Annotated in this window: 25 protein-coding genes; 17 read left to right on the top strand and 8 right to left on the bottom strand. The window is 68.7% G+C overall.

Annotated elements, in window-relative coordinates; all coding sequences use genetic code 11:
• Window positions 1–11 precede the first annotated feature (11 nt).
• The 4 genes from ACFVAV_RS26595 to ACFVAV_RS26580 are packed head-to-tail and all read left to right on the top strand — an operon-like array spanning window position 12 to window position 3,068.
• Window positions 12–1,250, top strand: a complete 1,239-nt coding sequence (locus ACFVAV_RS26595) for a hypothetical protein (protein ID WP_379038070.1) — start codon at window positions 12–14, stop codon at window positions 1,248–1,250.
• Window positions 1,251–1,286: 36 nt separating this feature from the next.
• A complete protein-coding gene (locus ACFVAV_RS26590) occupies window positions 1,287–1,904 on the top strand; it encodes an acid phosphatase (RefSeq protein ID WP_379038069.1) in 618 nt (205 codons plus the stop codon).
• Window positions 1,901–2,386, top strand: a complete 486-nt coding sequence (locus tag ACFVAV_RS26585; RefSeq protein ID WP_379038068.1) for a GNAT family N-acetyltransferase — start codon at window positions 1,901–1,903, stop codon at window positions 2,384–2,386. The genes ACFVAV_RS26590 and ACFVAV_RS26585 overlap by 4 nt, the downstream gene beginning before the upstream one ends.
• A gap of 4 nt (window positions 2,387–2,390) precedes the next feature.
• Entirely contained in the window at window positions 2,391–3,068 is a 678-nt protein-coding gene (locus ACFVAV_RS26580; protein WP_379038067.1) for an endonuclease V, read from the top strand.
• Here the strand turns inward: ACFVAV_RS26580 and ACFVAV_RS26575 are convergent, their stop codons facing one another.
• Complete coding sequence (locus tag ACFVAV_RS26575) at window positions 3,069–3,437, bottom strand: hypothetical protein (protein ID WP_379038192.1); 369 nt, start codon at window positions 3,435–3,437, stop codon at window positions 3,069–3,071. It abuts the gene before it with no gap.
• Window positions 3,438–3,614: 177 nt separating this feature from the next.
• Between ACFVAV_RS26575 and ACFVAV_RS26570 the strand changes: the two genes are divergently transcribed.
• Together ACFVAV_RS26570 and ACFVAV_RS26565 are read left to right on the top strand one after the other, a co-directional pair.
• On the top strand, window positions 3,615–4,559 hold the full coding sequence (locus tag ACFVAV_RS26570; RefSeq protein ID WP_379038065.1) for a diacylglycerol/lipid kinase family protein: 945 nt from the start codon (window positions 3,615–3,617) through the stop codon (window positions 4,557–4,559).
• Between the two features lie 252 nt (window positions 4,560–4,811).
• A complete protein-coding gene (locus tag ACFVAV_RS26565; RefSeq protein WP_022567051.1) occupies window positions 4,812–5,066 on the top strand; it encodes a WhiB family transcriptional regulator in 255 nt (84 codons plus the stop codon).
• Window positions 5,067–5,178: 112 nt separating this feature from the next.
• On the opposite strand, the gene ACFVAV_RS26560 is transcribed toward ACFVAV_RS26565, so the two are convergent.
• Window positions 5,179–6,693 carry a sensor histidine kinase gene (locus ACFVAV_RS26560; protein WP_379038063.1) on the bottom strand — a complete coding sequence of 505 codons (1,515 nt, stop codon included), beginning with the start codon at window positions 6,691–6,693 and terminating at the stop codon, window positions 5,179–5,181.
• 32 nt (window positions 6,694–6,725) lie between these two features.
• Complete coding sequence (locus ACFVAV_RS26555) at window positions 6,726–6,941, bottom strand: biotin/lipoyl-binding carrier protein (protein ID WP_379038061.1); 216 nt, start codon at window positions 6,939–6,941, stop codon at window positions 6,726–6,728.
• Window positions 6,942–7,088: 147 nt separating this feature from the next.
• Between ACFVAV_RS26555 and ACFVAV_RS26550 the strand changes: the two genes are divergently transcribed.
• A complete protein-coding gene (locus ACFVAV_RS26550) occupies window positions 7,089–7,163 on the top strand; it encodes a 50S ribosomal protein bL37 (protein ID WP_022597109.1) in 75 nt (24 codons plus the stop codon).
• A 67-nt stretch (window positions 7,164–7,230) separates the two neighbouring features.
• Here the strand turns inward: ACFVAV_RS26550 and rsrA are convergent, their stop codons facing one another.
• Entirely contained in the window at window positions 7,231–7,494 is a 264-nt protein-coding gene (gene rsrA, locus ACFVAV_RS26545; RefSeq protein ID WP_218718691.1) for a mycothiol system anti-sigma-R factor, read from the bottom strand.
• A gap of 11 nt (window positions 7,495–7,505) precedes the next feature.
• Window positions 7,506–8,141 carry a sigma-70 family RNA polymerase sigma factor gene (locus ACFVAV_RS26540; RefSeq protein ID WP_379038060.1) on the bottom strand — a complete coding sequence of 212 codons (636 nt, stop codon included), beginning with the start codon at window positions 8,139–8,141 and terminating at the stop codon, window positions 7,506–7,508.
• A 239-nt stretch (window positions 8,142–8,380) separates the two neighbouring features.
• On the opposite strand from ACFVAV_RS26540, the gene ybaK reads away from it, so the two are divergent.
• Window positions 8,381–8,872: a Cys-tRNA(Pro) deacylase gene (ybaK, locus tag ACFVAV_RS26535; protein WP_379038059.1), complete on the top strand. Its 492-nt coding sequence runs from the start codon at window positions 8,381–8,383 to the stop codon at window positions 8,870–8,872.
• A 99-nt stretch (window positions 8,873–8,971) separates the two neighbouring features.
• Window positions 8,972–9,283, top strand: a complete 312-nt coding sequence (locus tag ACFVAV_RS26530) for a hypothetical protein (protein WP_379038057.1) — start codon at window positions 8,972–8,974, stop codon at window positions 9,281–9,283.
• Window positions 9,284–9,307: 24 nt separating this feature from the next.
• On the opposite strand, the gene ACFVAV_RS26525 is transcribed toward ACFVAV_RS26530, so the two are convergent.
• The gene (locus tag ACFVAV_RS26525; RefSeq protein ID WP_379038055.1) at window positions 9,308–10,099 is read right to left on the bottom strand and encodes an SOS response-associated peptidase; all 792 of its coding nucleotides are present in this window, start codon (window positions 10,097–10,099) and stop codon (window positions 9,308–9,310) included.
• Window positions 10,100–10,183: 84 nt separating this feature from the next.
• Here ACFVAV_RS26525 and aroA point away from each other — a divergent pair, with 84 nt between their 5' ends.
• Window positions 10,184–11,494, top strand: coding sequence for a 3-phosphoshikimate 1-carboxyvinyltransferase (gene aroA / locus ACFVAV_RS26520; RefSeq protein WP_379038053.1), 1,311 nt, complete (start codon window positions 10,184–10,186; stop codon window positions 11,492–11,494).
• The gene (rsgA, locus tag ACFVAV_RS26515) at window positions 11,491–12,492 is read left to right on the top strand and encodes a ribosome small subunit-dependent GTPase A (protein ID WP_379038190.1); all 1,002 of its coding nucleotides are present in this window, start codon (window positions 11,491–11,493) and stop codon (window positions 12,490–12,492) included. Before aroA ends, rsgA begins: the two co-directional genes overlap by 4 nt.
• 28 nt (window positions 12,493–12,520) lie before the next feature.
• Here rsgA and ACFVAV_RS26510 read toward each other — a convergent pair whose 3' ends face one another.
• A complete protein-coding gene (locus ACFVAV_RS26510) occupies window positions 12,521–13,390 on the bottom strand; it encodes an Ig-like domain-containing protein (RefSeq protein ID WP_379038051.1) in 870 nt (289 codons plus the stop codon).
• 197 nt (window positions 13,391–13,587) lie between these two features.
• Here ACFVAV_RS26510 and ACFVAV_RS26505 point away from each other — a divergent pair, with 197 nt between their 5' ends.
• The 6 genes from ACFVAV_RS26505 (at window position 13,588) to ACFVAV_RS26480 (ending at window position 17,876) form a co-directional block, all read left to right on the top strand.
• Window positions 13,588–13,905 carry a hypothetical protein gene (locus ACFVAV_RS26505; protein WP_379038050.1) on the top strand — a complete coding sequence of 106 codons (318 nt, stop codon included), beginning with the start codon at window positions 13,588–13,590 and terminating at the stop codon, window positions 13,903–13,905.
• A 144-nt stretch (window positions 13,906–14,049) separates the two neighbouring features.
• Window positions 14,050–15,132, top strand: coding sequence for an AMP-binding protein (locus tag ACFVAV_RS26500; RefSeq protein WP_379038049.1), 1,083 nt, complete (start codon window positions 14,050–14,052; stop codon window positions 15,130–15,132).
• Window positions 15,132–16,502, top strand: coding sequence for an aldehyde dehydrogenase family protein (locus ACFVAV_RS26495; RefSeq protein ID WP_379038046.1), 1,371 nt, complete (start codon window positions 15,132–15,134; stop codon window positions 16,500–16,502). The genes ACFVAV_RS26500 and ACFVAV_RS26495 overlap by 1 nt, the downstream gene beginning before the upstream one ends.
• Before the next feature lie 62 nt (window positions 16,503–16,564).
• Window positions 16,565–17,011: a MarR family winged helix-turn-helix transcriptional regulator gene (locus tag ACFVAV_RS26490; RefSeq protein WP_379038045.1), complete on the top strand. Its 447-nt coding sequence runs from the start codon at window positions 16,565–16,567 to the stop codon at window positions 17,009–17,011.
• A gap of 94 nt (window positions 17,012–17,105) precedes the next feature.
• Window positions 17,106–17,555, top strand: coding sequence for a hypothetical protein (locus tag ACFVAV_RS26485; RefSeq protein ID WP_379038044.1), 450 nt, complete (start codon window positions 17,106–17,108; stop codon window positions 17,553–17,555).
• A gap of 12 nt (window positions 17,556–17,567) precedes the next feature.
• Window positions 17,568–17,876 (top strand): antibiotic biosynthesis monooxygenase family protein, encoded by a 309-nt coding sequence (locus tag ACFVAV_RS26480; protein WP_379038042.1) that lies wholly within the window; start codon window positions 17,568–17,570, stop codon window positions 17,874–17,876.
• A 9-nt stretch (window positions 17,877–17,885) separates the two neighbouring features.
• Here the strand turns inward: ACFVAV_RS26480 and ACFVAV_RS26475 are convergent, their stop codons facing one another.
• On the bottom strand, window positions 17,886–18,221 hold the full coding sequence (locus ACFVAV_RS26475; RefSeq protein ID WP_379038041.1) for an ArsR/SmtB family transcription factor: 336 nt from the start codon (window positions 18,219–18,221) through the stop codon (window positions 17,886–17,888).
• Between the last annotated feature and the right edge of the window lie 22 nt (window positions 18,222–18,243).

The raw sequence follows: 18,243 nt of genomic DNA, 5'->3' as shown, positions 1-18,243 counted from the left end.
CACTCCCTTTCGTGCTCGCACCCGAACGGCGGACGCGCGCCGATATCTTTGCCGCAGTAGCGATCGCCGTCACCCTCGTGGTGGCGGCGATCGTGGTGTGGGCGCGGGCCGATGTCACCGGGACCGATTCGGTCACCGCGTCCTCTCCCGCGCCGATGGTGACCGCGGCGACGCAACTGCCCGCCACGCTGAGCGAGCTGTGGCACGCTGCCGACGGCGCGAGCAGCCGGGCGCTCACGTCCGGCGATGTCGCGGTGACCGGTGACGACGGCACCGTCAGCGGCCGTGATCCGGTCACCGGCAAGCAGCTGTGGTGGTATCGCCGGGACATGCCGCTGTGCGCGGTGGAATCCCAGTTCGGCACCGTGATCGCCACCTACCGCGATCAGCGCGGGTGCAGCCAGACCACGATGCTCGAATCCGACACCGGGGAGCGCCGGGTCGCGCGCAGCAGCTACATGGACGACCAGATCCGGGTCACCGGCGACGGGACCTACGTGCTCGCCCTCGGCCCCGACCGGCTGGAGATGTGGCGTTCCGATCTGGTCCGCACCCTCGAATACGGCTACGTCGACGCCCCGGTCAATCCGAACACCCAGCCGCGCACCGGGTGCACGCTGTACTCGGCCGCGTCGAGTTCGTCCCGGCTGGCGGTGCTCGAACGCTGCCCGGCCGATCCGTCCGCCCGGCTGACCGTGCTCAACCCCGCGCCCAAGGAGTCGACCAACCCCGAGGAGCACGGCTCGCGGGTGCTCACCGCGCCGGGCGCCGACTTCCCCGAGGTGCGCGTGCTCGCGGTGTCGGACACCAAGATCGCAGTCTACTATCCGCCCACCCCGGCCACCGCCACCGGTCTCGGCCAACCGGCCAGGATCGCCGTGCACGACGGCACCGGCAACGAGATCGCGGTGCACCAGCTGGCCGCGCCGTGGAACGAGCGCACCACGACGGTGACCCGCCTCGGTTCGGCGATCTACGTCTTCACCGGCGACAGCCTGATCGCCTTGAGCGCGAGCTCACTGCAGCCGGTGTGGACAGTCCGTGGTGCGCTGGGCACCCCCGCGCTGATGGCGGGCAGACTGCTCGTCCCGGTCGCCGACGGCCTGCTCGCGGTGGACACCGGCAGCGGCGAGACCGTCGCCCGGATTCCGGTCCAGCGCAGCGACTACGACGGCGGCACCATCTCCGCGGCGGTCCTCGGCACGACGGTCTTCGAGCGCCGGAGCGGCCGGCTCTACGCCCTCGGCTGACGATTCCGCCGCCGCACCGCCTGCCATGATGGACCCATGTCCACACCCGACGCCCGAGTGGTCCTGCTGCGCCACGGCGAAACCACCTGGTCCAGTCAGCGCAGGCACACCAGCCACACCGACCTGCCGCTGACGTCGCGCGGCGAGGCACAGGCCCGATCGGCCGGACTGGTGCTGAAGTCGCTCGACCTGCGGGATCCGCTCGTCTTCACCAGCCCGCGCCTGCGCGCCAGGCAGACCGCCGAACTGGCCGGGCTCGCGCACGCCGAGCTCGACGACGACCTCACCGAATGGGACTACGGCGACTACGAGGGCCTGACGACCGCGCAGATCCGCGAATCGGTACCCGGCTGGACGGTGTGGACCGCGCCGGTGCCCGGCGGCGAGACGGCCGAGCAGGTCGGCGCCCGAGCCGACCGCGTGCTGAGCCGGGTCGAACCGGTCCTGTCCGAGCGTGACGTGGTGCTGGTCGGCCACGGACACTTCTCCCGGGTGCTGATCGCGCGCTGGGCGGAATTCGCGGTGACCGAGGGCCGCCGGTTCGCGATGTCGACCGGCGCGATCAGCGAGCTCGGCTACGACCACGACGCACACACCGTCTGGGGCCACAACCTGACCACCCGCACCGAACCGATCGAGGGAGCCACCCGATGAGCGCAGTGGTCCGGCGCGCCACGCCCGCCGACGTGCCCGCGATGGTCGGGCTCGTGCACGATCTGGCCGAGTACGAGAAGGCGCCCGACGAGTGCACCCTCACCGCAGGCCAGCTGGACTCGGCGCTGTTCGGTACCGCGCCCGCGCTGTTCGCCCATGTCGCCGAGCACGATGGCGTCGTGGTCGGATGCGCGATCTGGTTCCTGAACTACTCCACCTGGGACGGCGTGCACGGCATCTACCTGGAGGACCTGTACGTGCGCCCGGAGACCCGCGGCACCGGCCTCGGCCGCGCCCTGGTCGCCGCGCTGGCGGCCGAGGCGGTCGAGCACGGCTACAGCCGAGTGTCGTGGTCGGTGCTCACCTGGAACACACCGTCCATCGCGTTCTACGAATCCCTGGGCGCCGCACCGCAGGACGAGTGGGTCGGCTACCGGCTCGCCGGTGCCGAACTGACGGCGCTGGCCGCGACCGCGAGCTGAGCCGATGCGCATCGCAGTGCCGCACGAGTGGCCGCGCACGCCCGAGGCGGCGATCGCTCTGCAGGACGAACTGCGCCCGCTGGTGCGCGCGGAAAACCCTGGGCCACCGCAATTCTCGACGGCTGCGGGAATTGATTCGGCCTATGCCGAGGACGGCACCGTGGCGACCGCGGCGGTAATTCTCGACACCGACACGCTCGAATCCGTGGAATCGACTGTGGCACAGGGAATTTCGACATTTCCTTATGTGCCGGGGCTGCTCGCCTTCCGGGAACTTCCCGCCACCGTCGCGGCATTGGAAATGCTCACCCGCACACCGGATCTGCTCGTCTGCGATGCCCAGGGCATCGCCCATCCGCGCCGATTCGGGCTGGCCTGTCATGTCGGGTTGCTGACCGGAATTCCCACCATCGGCGTCGCCAAATCGGTGTGGGGTGAATATGCGCAGCCTGGGCCGCGACGCGGGGACGCCAGTGACGTCACCATCGACGGCGAAGTCGTCGGCCGGGCACTGCGTACCCGCGACGAGGTGAAGCCGCTGTTCGTCTCGGTCGGCCATCTGATCGACCTCGACACCGCCTGCGCGCAGGTGCTCGCCCTCACCCGGGGTTTCCGGCAACCAGAGACCACCCGCAGGGCCGACCACCTGTGCCGCGAGGCGCTGCGCGCGGCGACGGCCTGACTACGCGCCCTTGTGCTCGGCGGGGAGCTCGCCGTAGTCCAACGCCATGAACCGGCTCGTTGCCGGGGCGAACAGCGCGCCGAGTCCGCCGAGCACCACGATCGCCAGCAAGCTACCCCACAGCGGCTGGTGCGAGTCGGTCAGCAGCGACCACGCCACCGGCAGCAGCAGCACCTGGGCGATGACCGCGATGGCCCGTCCCCAGCGCTTGCCGCGCAGCAGGGCGATGCCCGCGGCGAGCACGCCACCGAACAGCACGCCGAACCAGATCGCGGTGCCGACGCCGCTGGCCACCGACTGGTCGTGGCCGGTCAGCGCCCGCACCACCAGCACGATCGCGGTGACGACACCGGCCAGGCCCTCCAGCATCACCACCGCGCCTGCCACCCGCACCGTCGTCGGAACGCCGGTCGCCACCGGTTCGTCATCGTGCTGTTCGCCACCGTCTGTCACGTCGTGCTCCGCCACGTGCCCCAGCCTACGACGAGCTGTCGTGGCGCCCCGGCGCGCGCCGGGTGTTCACGGTCTCCCATTACCCTCGACACCGTGCGGACGCTGCTCATCGTCAATCCGAATGCCACCTCGACCACCCCGGCGACCCGGGATCTGCTCGCCCACGCCCTGGAGAGCCGAACGCAGCTGACCGTTGCGCACACCCAGCATCGCGGCCACGCGGCCGAACTCGCGCAGTGGGCATCCACGCAGGAGATGGACCTGATCGTCGTGCACGGCGGCGATGGGACGGTCAACGAGACCATCAACGGCTTCCTGCCGGTGCCGCAGGTCGGCGACGACCAGGTCTGGCGACCGCGCCTCGGCATCATCCCCGGCGGCTCGGCCAACGTCTTCGCCCGCGCCCTCGGCATCTCCCCCGATCCGGTCACCGCAACCAACCAGCTCATCGATCTGCTCACCCGCGATGCCGACCGTAGGATCGGGCTCGGGCTGGCCGATGACCGCTGGTTCACTTTCAGCGCGGGCGTCGGCCTGGACGCCGATGTGTGCGAGGCGATCGACGCCGCCCGCGCGAAGGGTCGCAAGGCCACCCCGGCACGCTATCTGCGGACCACGGTGCGCCAGTTCTTCCGCGCGCGGCGGCGAGAACCGAGCGTCACTGTCGAGGTTCCCGGACACGATCCGGTGGAGGCCGTTCATTACGCCTTTGTCACGAATTCGAGCCCGTGGACCTATCTCGAGGACCGCCCGATTCGCACCAATCCGGGGACGACCTTCGAATCCGGGCTCGGGGTGTTCGCGGTCCGTTCGATGAGTGTGACGCGCACCCTGCTGCTTGCGCGGCAGTTGCTGGCCGAGAATGGAAACCCCAAGTCGAGCACGCTCTTTCGCGTCGACGACGTGCCATCGGTGCACATCGAGGCAGCCGAGGAGATCGGCCTGCAAATCGATGGCGACTTCATCGGAAAACGCAAGATGGTGCATTTCACATCGGTGCCCGGCGTCCTCGATGTAGTCGCTCCGAAACCTTCCTGAGCTTCGGACACGCGGAAAAATCTCCCGGTTGCGCTGCGAAAACCAGGAGACGCGAGTACAAAGGACCGGGCAGGTCCCCCTTGCGGGTCCTCTAGAGCGTGATCTCCCCCACGGTGCGCCGGACACCTATTGACATCTACGGTGTTCGTGAAAGCATTCACAAGCAACCGTGCGGAAACATTCGAGTCGCACAAGTGAACGATCCACTAACCAGAGGTGCCCTTTGTGGCGCCCGCGCAAAGGAGCAGAGGAATGGACTGGCGCCACAAGGCCATCTGTCGCGATGAGGACCCCGAGCTGTTCTTCCCGGTGGGTAACAGTGGTCCTGCGCTCGCGCAGATTGCCGATGCCAAGCTGGTCTGCGCCCGCTGCCCCGTCACTGCCGATTGCCTGTCGTGGGCCCTGAAGTCCGGACAGGATGCCGGCGTGTGGGGTGGAATGAGCGAAGACGAGCGTCGCGCGCTGAAGCGGCGCAACGCGCGCACCCGTACGCGTACCTCCGTCTAGTAGACGAAGGAGGCGTTACCGGGCCATTCAGCCCGGTCCGGTAACGCATGTGAGAACCCGGCACCTCGCGGTGCCGGGTTTATTGTTGCCTACCTGCGGTTTCGGTGGTTCCTCAGCGCCCGGCACGACGGCCGAGCGGGACCCGCAGCACCGCGTCGGTGCCCACTTCGGCGCCGGGGTGCAGGCCGATCGAACCACCCAGTTCCGAGGTCACCAGGGTCCGCACGATCTGCAGGCCGAGACGGTCGGAACCCTCCAGGCTGAACCCGGACGGCAGCCCACGACCGTCGTCGCTGATGATCACGTCGAGCCAGCGGGCCGATCGTTCCGACCGAATCGTCACGGTACCGTTCTGCCCCGCGTCGAAGGCGTGCTCGATCGCGTTCTGCACCAGCTCGGTCAGCACCATCACCAGCGGCGTCGCCCGCTCGGCGGAGAACACCCCGAGCGAACCCGCCCGGCGGACCTTGATCCGCGCGGTGTGCACCGTCGCCACATCGGCCATGATCGGCAGCAGCCGGTCGACGACCTCGTCGAGGTCGACCTCTTCGTCCACCGACATCGACAGCATCTCGTGCACCGAGGCGATCGAGGTCACCCGGCGCACCGATTCCGTCAGTGCCACTTGGGCTTCCGGGTTCTCGGTGCGGCGGGCCTGCAGGCGCAGCAGCGCCGCGACGGTCTGCAGATTGTTCTTCACCCGGTGGTGGATCTCGCGGATCGTCGCGTCCTTGCTCAGCAGCGCGCGGTCGCGCCGCTTCACCTCGGTGACATCGCGCACCAGCACCGCGGGCCCGGCCAGTTCACCGCCCGGCCGCAGCACCAGCGTGCGCAGCAGCACGGTCGCGCCGCGCGCCTCGACCTCCATCCGGCGGCCGGTGCGCCCGGCCAGCGCGGCCTGGATGTCGGCGACGACTTCCTGCGCGTCGAACGGATCGGTGATCAGCGAGCGGGTCGTCACCGCGAGATCCTGGCCGAGCAGATCGGCCTGCATCCCCATCCGGTGATAGGCCGACAGCGCGTTCGGGCTCGCGTAGACGACGATGCCCTCGGTGTCGAGCCGGATGAAACCGTCGCCGGCGCGCGGGCTGGAATGGGTCGCCGCGCGATCCTCCGGTGTCGGGAAACTACCGTCGGCGATCATCTGGCACAGGTCGTCGGCACACGAGACGTAGGCCTTCTCCAGCGTGCTGCGCACCCGGGATCGCTGCAGATCGGAGTCGCGGCTGAGCACCGCGATCACGTCCTCGCCGCAGCGCACCGGAATCGCCTCGCGCACGGCGTGGGCGGGCGTCGGATGGTAGACCCCGCTGACCTCCACCTCGGTGTCGGTGCGTACCGTCTCCCCGCTCAGCAGGGCGTCGAACACCTGCGGGAAGTCCGCGCGCGACGCGGTGGTGTCCACCTTGTCGTCGAGGTGGACGGTGGGCGCTGTCGTCGGGCGGATCTGGGCGACACACACGACGTCGGCGCCGTCGGCGACCGGTCCCGCCCCGACCCACAGCAGCAGATCCGAGAACGAGAGGTCGGCGAGCAGCTGCCAGTCGCCCACCACCCGCTGCAGATGATCCACGGCGATGCCGGGAAGGTCGGTGTGTTCGGCCAGGAGCTCGCTCAGTGTTGCCACGTTGGATCTACCGCTTCGCTTCCCCGTGCGCCCTAGGCGATGGTGGCGATCAGGTCGCCTGCCTGGAGGACCTGGCCGGGCGCCACGTCGATCGAGGTGACATCGCCCTCGATTTCGGTGAGCACCGGGATCTCCATCTTCATCGATTCGAGCAGCACCAGGGTCTGGTCGACCCGCACATGCTCACCCACAGCGACCTCGACAGCGAGCACGGTCGAAACCATCTCCGCGCGCACTTCTTCAGACATGGCACCTCGTTCAATAGTCGTGCGGCCACCGCGTGTGCGCGGTGGCCGTATCCGCCGAAGCTACAGCCAACCACACATGAAACAATGGCTCTCGATCAGATCGTGCTCCGCGCTGCGGCGGGGAGGACCCAGAGAAGGGAGCTACCTATGGGTAAGCGTGGACGTAAGAAGCGCAGCCGTAAGGGCAACGCAGCCAACCACGGCAAGCGGCCCAACGCCTGAGCTCTGCTCGGAACGTGAAAAGGGGCACCCGGTCGGGTGCCCCTTTTCTGTGTCCCGACCCGGGCGCTCAGCCCTCGGTGGTCTCGATCCTGGTGACGGTGATCGAGCGGTGGATCTCCAGCTTCAGCCGGTCGCGCAGACCCTCCGGAGCGTGCTCACCACCGCATTTGCGGCTGAGCAGGCCCTTGATCTTCTCCTCGATGCCGTAGGCCTCGATGCACGGACTGCAGTGGTCCATGTGCTCCTGGAGCCGGTCACGGGTGGCCTGATCGCATTCGCCGTCGAGCATGAGCCATACGTCCGCGAGAACCGCGGTGCAGTCCATCTCCATATCGGGGTCGCTCACTTCGTAACCTCCTGGCGTTCCCCACGGTCGAATCCACGTTCGCGCGCCACACCGGCGAGCAAACCCTTGAGTTGCTTGCGGCCGCGATGCAGCCGGGACATCACGGTACCGATCGGGGTGCCCATGATGTCGGCGATCTCCTTGTACGGGAAACCTTCGACGTCGGCGTAGTACACCGCCATCCGGAATTCCTCCGGCAACTGCTGCAGCGCGGCCTTGATCTCGTCGTCGGGCAGGGCATCCAGGGCCTCCACCTCGGCCGAGCGCAGGCCTGTCGAGGAATGCTCGGCGGTGGCCGCCAGCTGCCAGTCGGTGATCTCGTCGGTCGGGTACTGCGCGGGCTGGCGCTGCTTCTTGCGGTAGGAGTTGATGTAGGTGTTGGTCAGGATCCGGTACAGCCAGGCACGCAGATTGGTGCCCTCCTTGAAGGACTTGAATCCCTGGAACGCCTTCACATACGTCTCCTGCACCAGGTCCTCGGCATCGGCCGGGTTCCTGGTCATCCGCAGGGCGGCGCCGTAGAGCTGGTCCAGCATCGGGAGCGCATCGCGCTCGAACCGCGCAGCCAGCTCGGCTTCGTCGACTCCTGAGCCGGATGCCTCGGCAGGCACCACGTCATCGTCGCTCGTCACACCAATCCCTTCGATCGCCGTAGTAACCGAATCTACCGGCACCACGGATTCGAAAGGCAATCGCGCACCCTGCGGTGAGACGGGACGCTCCTCGAGCAGCAGTGTCACTATCTCTCCTTCACAGCATCCGCCTCGGGTGGCTTGTCACTTGTGTGCAACATGCACCCGTGGGTCCGTGTTCCCGCGCCGCCGGAAATGTGTTTGCCGACCGGGGGCCGGACATGGTTAGGGTGACGCCCATGGCAGCCGCGTCGACGCCCGCGATCAAGATCCTCACCGGCGCGGGGATCGCGCATCGGGTGCACGCCTACGCCCACGATCCCCGGGCGGAGTCCTATGGTGACGAGGCCGTGGACGCGCTCGGCGCGGAACTGGGTGTGCAGGCGGCGCAGATCTTCAAGACGCTGGTGATCGAGCTCTCGACCGGCGCGCTGGCCGTCGCGGTGCTGCCGGTGCCCGCCAAGTTGTCGCTGAAGGCGGCCGCCGCCGCGCTGGGTGCGCCGAAGGCGAGCATGGCCGACAAGACCAAGGCCGAACGCACCACCGGCTATGTCCTGGGCGGGGTCTCCCCGCTCGGCCAGCGCAAGAAGCTGCCGACCGTTCTCGACGCATCCGCGCTGGAGTGGGACCGGGTGCTGTGCAGTGCGGGCAAGCGCGGTCTGGAAATCGAGCTCGCACCGGCTGATCTGGCCCGGGTGGCGAGCGCCGTGACGGCGCCGATCACCGCGTAGACCGGCGCACAGCCATCCGATCGGGGTCTCGTTCCGAATTCACTGCGACGCATTCCGCGCCCGGTACGACCTATTCGACCCGAGGATGTGATGCGAGAAATGTCCGCTCGTTCGACGATCGCCACCCTGTCCGGTGCTCTAGTCCTCACCTTCGGCGCCCTCGCCGCCGCCCCGCCCGCCACCGCCATTCCGCCGGTGGCCCCGTCGGCGCCGACCGACTCGAGCGACTTCCCGCTCAACGGCCAAGGCACCAAGAAGAACTCACCGAAGGCCGCGCCCGAGAAGAGCGAAAAGGCCGAGAAGATGGAGAAGCTCGGCGGCGGGGTCGCCACCGTGCTGATCGACCTGACCTCCGGAATCATCAAGTGCAGCTTGAACATCGTCACCGATTCGGTGAAGTGCAAATTCTGACGACAACTCCGGGGCCGGGCACGATCACAGCAAGCTGATCTGCCCGGCTCCGCCGTCGGTGGCCCCGGCGGGCGCCAGCAGTTCCGGTCCGTTGTTGCGGACACTGTTCACCAGCGTCGACACCGGCCGCGCGACGATCGCGGCCACCTCCTCCGGTGACACCCCGGCCAGCAGCTCGGCGGGCGCGGGATGATCGGGGTCGAGCCAGGCATCCCAGTGCTCGCGCGGCATCGGCAGCGGCATCCGGTCGTGGATGCGCGCCAGATCGCCGATGGCATCGGTGGTGAGGATCGTGCACGACAGCAGCGGCTCGGCGCCGGGCACCTCACGATCGCGCCACACCGACCACAGTCCGGCCATATACAGCCGCGACCCGTCCGCGTGCGACATATAGAACGGCTGCTTGACGGCCTTGCCCTTGGCGGTCGGCGCCGACTCGACCAGCCACTCGTACCAGCCGTCCATCGGCACCAGGCAGCGCTTGTGCTTGGCGGAATCGCGGAACGACGGCGCGGTGACCGCCTTGTCGGCGCGGGCGTTGAACAGCGGCTTGCCCTTCGCGGGCACCCCCGGCTCGCCGGCTTTGGTCCAGGACGGGATCAGGCCCCAGCGCATGCGCCGCACCCGCAGTTTCGGGTCGTCTCCGGGCTCGCCGTGCTCGTGCCGTTCCACCACGGTCAGCACCTGGGTGGTCGGCGCCACGTTGTAGCTCACCGTCGATTCCTGCTGGTCCGCGTCGAGGTCGGTCTCGTCGATCGCGTCGAGTTCGGCCGCCAGCCGACCCGGATTCGTGGTCGTCGCATATCGTCCGCACATAGGGCCATCGTCTCACCGGAGTCCGACACCCGGCGGCGACGCGACCACACCGAATTCCACACCACCCGTGTGTCCGGACCGCACATGCGCGAAGATGGGCGGGTGAGTTTCTGGCCAGCGCCCCATATCGAGGTCCCCGTCCACGCGACCGTGACCCTGCCCGGTTCGAAATCCATCACCAATCGCGCGCTCATCCTCGCCGCACTGGCCGATGGCCCGTCCACCCTCACCGGTGCGCTGCGCAGCCGCGACACCGACCTGATGATCAAGGCACTGCAGGGCCTGGGCACCGAGATCCTCGGTGACGCCGAGACCCTCCAGGTCACCCCGGCGCCGCTGCGCAGCACGGCGGTCGACTGCGGCCTGGCCGGCACCATCATGCGGTTCCTGCCGCCCGCCGCCGCGCTGGCGACCGGCGATGTCGCGTTCTTCGGTGACGAGCAGGCCAAGCTCCGCCCGCTGACCACCATCCTGGACGCGCTGCGCAAGCTCGGCCTCGATGTCGACGGCGACGCGCTGCCGTTCGTCGTGCACGGCACCGGCAGCCTGCGCGGCGGCGCGGTCACCATCGACGCGTCGGGTTCCTCGCAGTTCGTCTCCGGGCTGCTGCTCTCGGCCGCCCGCTTCGACGAGGGCATCACCGTGCAGCACGACGGCAAGCAGCTGCCGTCCATGCCGCACATCGAGATGACGGTGGAGATGCTGCGCCGTGCCGACGTGGTGGTGCACACCCCCGCCGACTCGCGCAGCGCGCAGACCTGGACCGTGCAGCCCGGCCCGATCCGCGCGGTCGACTGGGAGATCGAGCCCGACCTGTCCAATGCCACTCCGTTCCTGGCGGCGGCCGCCGTCAGCGGCGGCGAGGTGAGCATCCCGATGTGGCCGCGCGGCACCACCCAGCCCGGTGACGTGATCCGCGAGATCCTGGTCAGGATGGGCGCCGAGGCCCGCATCTTCGACGGCGTGCTCACCGTGCGCGGCCCGGAGCGCCTGGCAGGCATCGATATCGACCTGCACGACGTCGGCGAGCTCACCCCGACCGTCGCCGCGCTGGCCGCCCTGGCCGACTCGCCCTCGATCCTGCGCGGCATCGCGCACCTGCGCGGCCACGAAACCGACCGGCTCGCAGCGCTTTCCGCCGAGATCAACCGGCTGGGCGGCGATGTCACCGAGACCGAGGACGGCCTCGAGATCGTGCCCGCCCCGCTGCACGGCGGTCAGTGGCACTCCTACGCCGATCACCGGATGGCGACCGCCGGTGCGATTCTCGGCCTGCGGGTGCCCGGCGTGGAGATCGAGGACATCGGCACGACGGCCAAGACCCTGCCGACCTTCGTCACCCTGTGGGAGCAGATGCTGGCGCCCGCCTTATCGGGTGAGGGAGCGTCGCACTGAGCCGCCAAGGCCGCTCCGCAGCCAGCTACGACGAATCCGATGTCCGGGTCCGCCCGGGCAAGGCCTCGCGTCCGCGCACCAAGACCCGTCCCCAGCACAACGACGCCGAGGCCGCGATGGTGGTCTCGGTGGACCGCGGCCGCTGGGGGTGCGTGCTCGACGGTGACGCCGACCGGCGCATCGTCGCCATGCGGGCCAGGGAACTGGGCCGCACGCCGATCGTGGTCGGCGACCAGGTCGACGTCGTCGGTGACCTGACCGGCAAGCCCGACACCCTCGCCCGGATCGTGCGGGTCGCCGAGCGCAGCACCGTGCTGCGCCGTACCGCCGACGACACCGATCCGTTCGAACGCATCGTCGTCGCCAATGCCGAACAGCTGTTCATCGTCGTGGCGCTGGCCGATCCGCCGCCGCGCACCGGCTTCGTCGAGCGGGCCATGGTGGCCGCGTATGCCGGTGGGCTGGAACCGATTCTGGTACTCACCAAACGCGATCTGGTCGCGGAGTCCGAATTCGCCGCCGCCTTCGAGGGTTTGGACCTGAAGATCCTCTACGCGGGAATCGACGATCCGATGGAGCCGGTGCTGGAACTGCTCGACGACCGGCTCACCGCCCTGATCGGGCACTCCGGCGTCGGCAAGTCGACGATGGTGAATCGCCTTGTGCCCGATGCGTATCGGGCCGTAGGCGAGGTGTCGGGTGTCGGCAAGGGCAAGCACACCTCCACCCAGTCGGTGGCGCTACCGCTGCCCGCGGGCGGCTGGGTGATCGATACTCCCGGCGTGCGCTCGTTCGGCCTGGCCCACATCACGCCCGACGACGTGATCGCCTCGTTCACCGATCTCGCCGACGCCATCGAGGACTGCCCGCGCGGCTGCACCCATCTGGGCCCGCCCGCCGATCCGGAGTGCGCGCTGGACCAGCTCCCCGGCACGGAACGGCGGGTCGCCGCGATTCGTCAGCTGCTGACCGCGCTGATCTCCAACGAGACCTGGTAGCAACCGATTCCGCGCCGGAGAGGGTGGCTCAGAACCCGAAGGATCCGGTGCCGGTGCCGCCGCCGTCACCCGGGCCGGGATCGGTCGGCAGCTCGGCCACGGTGACCACCTTGGTGGTCGAGGAGCTCGCCACGCCGCTGCGGCCGGAGAACGTCGCGCCGATGGTGTACGCGCCGGCGGCGCCCGGCGTCCAGACGATCGAGGCCTTGCCGTTCGCGGCGACCGGGATGTCGCCGAGGACGTTGTCGCCCGCCTTGAACTGGACCGTGCCGCCCGCCGCCGCCGGTGACACGCTCGCCTCCAGGGTGACGGCCTTGCCGACCTGTGCGCCGGTCACATCGGTGAGCACGGTGCTCGACACGGCATCGCTGGACACCGTGATGTTCGGGCCCTTGCCCTGGTAGGTGCCGTCGCCGAGCGAACCGCCGTAGTGCATCGAGGTCGGCAGCGGAGTGTCGCGGGCGCAGTTGACGCCCACCTTGTACTGCACCTCGAAGGTCTGCGATTTCGGCTCGATGTTCGGGTACACCGGGTACTTGGTGATGCCGAACTCGGCGCGGACCCAATCCGAGGACGACGTGTCGAGCTGAACCGGGTCACCGCCCATCTTCGCCGAGCCCGCGACCGGGGTCAGGCAGGCGGGGTGCAGGTCCTTGATGTTGTAGATGTACTCCACCGGGATGCCGGTCCGCTCGAACTTCGTCGTGACGGTCACGGTGTCGCCGACGACCGGGTTGGTGTTGGACACCGTCCGGGTGAACTTGCTGTTCCCGTCGTTCCAGGTGATCGTTCCCGGTGCGGCCGAGGCCGTTGCGGGAACCGCTGCCACCGCGAAACCCGCCGCCACCGCGAACGCGGCCATCGAACCGGCCACCCGCTGCATTCTTCTGTCCACCATCGTTGTCTCCCACATACACCGGGCGCCGCTCGACAACGTCGTCGAGACCTCGTTCCGCCCGAGTTGGCGAGCAGTAGATCACGGCGACCCACCCCCGCGGACGAAATTCCGAAATGAGCATCAGTCAGATTGCGAATTCGACTCACGTTCGCTCGCGTTCACGGCAACGGACACCCTGCGCCGGTAGCGTCTCCCCCATGAAGCCACCGGCGATCGGATACCTGCGCCGCGACATCTCGGGTGTCGCCCAGTCCTGGGACGAAACGCAGATCCGCTCCCTAGCCGAACGTCTCGGCTACCGCTTCACCAAGACGGTCGTCTTCAGCGACCGCACCACCGACCCCATCGGCCGCCTCCTCGACGTGGTCACCACCACCGAGGCCGCCGCCGTGGTCACCCCCAGCCTCACCCACCTCGGCCCCGACCTCCCCGACGCCCTCCTCGCCGCCTGCGACGTCATCACGGTCTCCCCCGAGGTCACCCACGCCCGCACCATCCCCGCCTTACCCGCCTAGGCGGAATCAGCACCTGCACCGGCGGACCGTGGACGTTCCTATCGTCTGATCGACGTGGGCGTTCCCGGGCGTTCGGGGAGTGGTGGGGGCGCAACGATGGGGTTCGCAGAACGCCCATTGTTTGCGCACCCCGGAGGCTGTGCCATGTGTTCCGACATACTCGAGCTGGACGCTGTCGACGTCGATCCCGACGACTACGTCCGGGCGTTGATGAGCTGGCATTTCAGTGCCGAGACGGGGAGTCCCTACTGGTTACGGCGAGCCGAGCGGCTCGAATTCGATCCGGTGACCGAAATCAGGACCTTCGACGATCTGCGGTTGTTCCCGAATGTGATCGACGAGTTCCGGGACGTCGCGGTGGAGGATCTGATTCCGCGGGGATTGCGCGGGGCGGATCGGGAGATCGCGGGGATCTACGAGAGCGGCGGGACGACGGGGGCGCCCAAGCGGTTCGTGATGTTCGAGCGGTGGATGGAATTCGCGCTGTCGTGGGACGAGCACCACTATGCCGAGCTGGGGACCGTGAACACCCTCGCCATCGCGCCCAGCGGCCCACACATGTTCGGCGAGTTCGCGTCCCGGCGCGCGCGCAGGCACAACGGGGTGAAGTTCACCGTCGATCTGGACCCGCGGTGGATCAAGCAGCTCATCGGTTCCGGTGACACCGAGGGCGCCGATCGCTACGCCGAGCACCTGATCGACCAGGCCGCCGCGATCCTGACGACCCAGTCGGTCGGCATCCTCATCGCGACGCCGCCGCTGCTGCAGCGGCTGGCCCGGCGCGAGGAACTGGTCGATGCGGTGCGCAAGCAGGTGAAGTTCCTGTGCTGGAGCGGCGCGCACATGGACGCCGACACGCGAGAGATCTTGCGCCAGGAGGTCTTTCCCGGTATCCCGCTCAAGGGCCTGTACGGCAGCACCACCATCCTCGGCATGTCGCGCGAGCGGGACGACGAACGCGAGGACGGCCTCGCGGTGTTCGACACCCCGAGCCCCTACATCGCGTTCCGGGTGGTCGATCCGGCCACCGGCGACGACGTCGCGGTCGGCGAACGCGGCCAGGTGGTGATGAACCACCTCACCAAATACGCTCTGCTGCCGAACAATCTGGAGCGCGACACCGCGCTGCGCGCCGAGCCCGCACCGGGCACGCTGGGTTGCGCGGTCGCCGATGTGCGGCCGGTCCCGACCTTCGCCGACAAGTCGGTCATCGAGGGCGTGTACTGATGATCGAGATCGATGCCCTCGGCCCCGCCGGACCGTATCGCGCCAGGCAGCGCATTCCGATCACCGCCCTGGACGGCACGGAAGTCGGTGAGCTGGGCCAGGTCCCGGCCCTGTTCGTGCGACGTGCCATCGCGGCGATGCGGTCAGCGCCGACCGTCCCCGCCGGGGAACGCCTCACCCTGATGACGAAGGCCGCCGAGCTGTTCACCACCGCGACGATCGGCGGGCTCGAGCCCGAGGAGTACATCCGGATCGTCTCGACGGTGTCGGGCGTGCCGCAGCAGGTGGTGCGCCAGTCGGTCGAGTGGGTCGCCGAGGTGTTGCGATCGCAGCGCGAGACACTGGAATTGGCGATGCCGCAGGGCGCGGTCGCCAACTGGTCGGACGAGCGTACCGGTGAGGGTGCCGCCGTGTGGGTCCGCAAGGGTGACGTCTTCGCGGTGCACGCGGCGGGCAATACCCCTGCGGTGCACGGACTCTGGCCGGAGGCGCTGGCGCTGGGCTATAAGGTCGTGGTCCGTCCGTCGGCGCGTGAGCCGTTCACGGCGTTCCGTCTGGTGAGCGCGTTGCGCATGGCGGGGTTCCCACCCGAGACGATCACCCTGCTGCCCACCGACTACGCCGCCGCCGATGTGATCATCGCCGAGGCCGACTACGCGATCGTCTACGGCGGTCAGGATGTCGTCGACAAGTACGGCGCGAGCCCGCGCGTCCTCACCCAGGGGCCGGGTCGTTCCAAGATCCTGATCACCTCGGACGTGGACTGGCGCGACCGGATCGACGTGATCGCCGATTCGGTGAGTCACCTCGGCGGAACCGCCTGCACCTGCACCACCGCGGTGCTGGTGGAAGGCGATCCGGAACCGCTGGCTCGCGCACTCGCCGAGCGCCTCGACCGCATTCCGAGCTTGCCCGCCGACCACCCCGACGCCATCCTCACCGTGCAACCGGTGCCGACGGTGACCGCGATCGACGAGTACCTGCACGAGGTGGCGGGCACGGCGACACCACTGCTCGGCGGGGACACCATCGTCGACGAGCTCCCGTCCGGCGGTGCGGTGCTGCGCCCGGCCGTGCACCTCGTCGACGCGGCGACCGCACCCCAGCTCGGTGTCGAACTGGCCTTCCCCTGCGTCTGGGTGGGACCGTGGCGACCGGCGGACGGCATTGCGCCCCTGCGTGATTCGCTCGTGCTGACCGCGATGACCACCCGCGCCGAACTGGTCGACGCCCTGCTGAACGAACCCACGATCACCAACCTCTACCTCGGCGACAACCCGACCACCTGGCTGCGGCCCGGCGTTCCGCACGACGGATACCTCGCCGAATTCCTCATGCGCTGCAAGGGGATGATCCGCTCGGGAATCTGAACCGGCGCGCCCGTGCCCGGCCTGTCACCGCCGGGTGCGGGCGCATGCGGGAAAATGGCTCGGTGACCACCGAGAACCCGCGCCCACGACCGCCGGCGATGAGCCCGACCATCCTGGTGATCACGCTGTCGCGCCGGGTCGAGGCGGAGCTGAGCGCGGCCCTGGCGCCGCTGGACCTCACGGTGGCCAGGCTCGGGTTGCTCGGGCACATCAACGGCGTGCCGGGCGCGTCGTTCAGCGAGCTGGCGCGGATGTCGGGGACGAGCGTGCAGAGCGTGCACACAGCGGTGAAGTCCCTCGTCGCGGCCGGGCTCGTGCAGGATCGCACCGCGCGCGCCGGGTCGGCCTCGGCGATCGAACTCACCGAGGCGGGCGCACAGCTGCTCGGCGAGGCGCGAAAAGTGGTGACGCAGGTCGACACTCAGCTCTTCGGGCCCGATGCCGACCCGATTCAGCGGCGAGTCGGCGCGGCCATCGTCGCCGCGTTCACCGGCGCGTCGCCTGCCTGACCTGCGCCGTCGCCGGACGTGACGAATCCAACCTTCAATGTTGCTGAAACTCGCGCTAAGCTTCAGCCACATTGAAGGTCGGAGGGAGTCGTAGGTGGAACATCTCTTGTTGTCCGTGCATGTGGTCGCGGGCATCGTCTTCGTCGGGGGCTCGGCGGTCGCGACCAGCCTGTTCCCCCGATACGCCCCGGTCGCCGCGGGCGGCCCCGATCCCGAGTCAGTGCGCAGCAGGTCCGTGGCCGTGGCGCTGCACCGGATCACCGGCAACTACGCCAAACTCGCGATCATCGTCCCGGTGATCGGCATCGTGCTGGCCACGATCCAGGGCCGGATGAACGAAATCTGGATCACCACCGCCATGGTGACCACCGCCATCGCGGGCGGACTGCTCGCCGTGCAGATCCACCCGATGCAACGCGAAGCGCTCGACGAACCCGACGACGGCAAGCGCCTGCGCGTGCTGTCGATGCTGGCAGGCATCTACAACCTGCTCTGGACGGCCGTGGTCGTCCTCATGATCGTCCGTCCCGGATCCGCGAGCTGAAGGAGTTTCGACATGACCGACCAGGGTGTCACTTTCATCAATGTCATCGAGGTATCCGCCGCTGACGTAGACGGTTTCGTCGCGCAGTGGCGCGAGCGGGTCGCGCTGATGCGCACCGCGCCCGGCTTCCGCGATGTCCGCCTGCACCGCGCACTGCTCCCCGATTCCCGCTTCCAGCTGGTGAATGTCGCGCACTGGGACAGCGCGGAGGCCTGCGAGGCCGCCGGGCTCAACCCGACGGTCGTCGCGTCCGTCGACCAAGCGCGCCAGGTCGCACACGCCAACCCTGCGCTCTACCAGGTGGTCGCCGAATTCCCCTGAGCCACGACGTCAGGCGTGTTTGGCGCCGATGGTGTGGAGTATTTCGTGGATGATCGGGTCGGTCAGGCGGTTGGTGACCGTGCGGCCTTCGCGGGTCGAGGTGACGCAGCCCTCGTAGCGCAGGACGCGGAGGGCTTGGGAGATCGCGTTCTCGGTGCGGCCGATCGCGGCGGCCAGTTCGCCGACACTGATGCCGGGGGTACGGTGCAGGCAGAGGAGGATTTCCAGGCGGTTCGGATCCGAGAGCAGGTCGAATCGCTGAGCCCATGCGGCGATCTCGACGTCGCTGATCGCGCGGCGGCCGAGTTCGACCGGCGACCCTTCCAGTGTGCGTGGCTCTCCCATGACGATCCTCAGCTTAATCGCC

The organism is Nocardia sp. NPDC057663, from assembly GCF_042799895.1.
Classification (GTDB): domain Bacteria; phylum Actinomycetota; class Actinomycetes; order Mycobacteriales; family Mycobacteriaceae; genus Nocardia.
The sequence above is the reverse complement of the archived record's forward strand: the minus strand, read 5'-3'. Positions and strand labels throughout refer to the sequence as shown.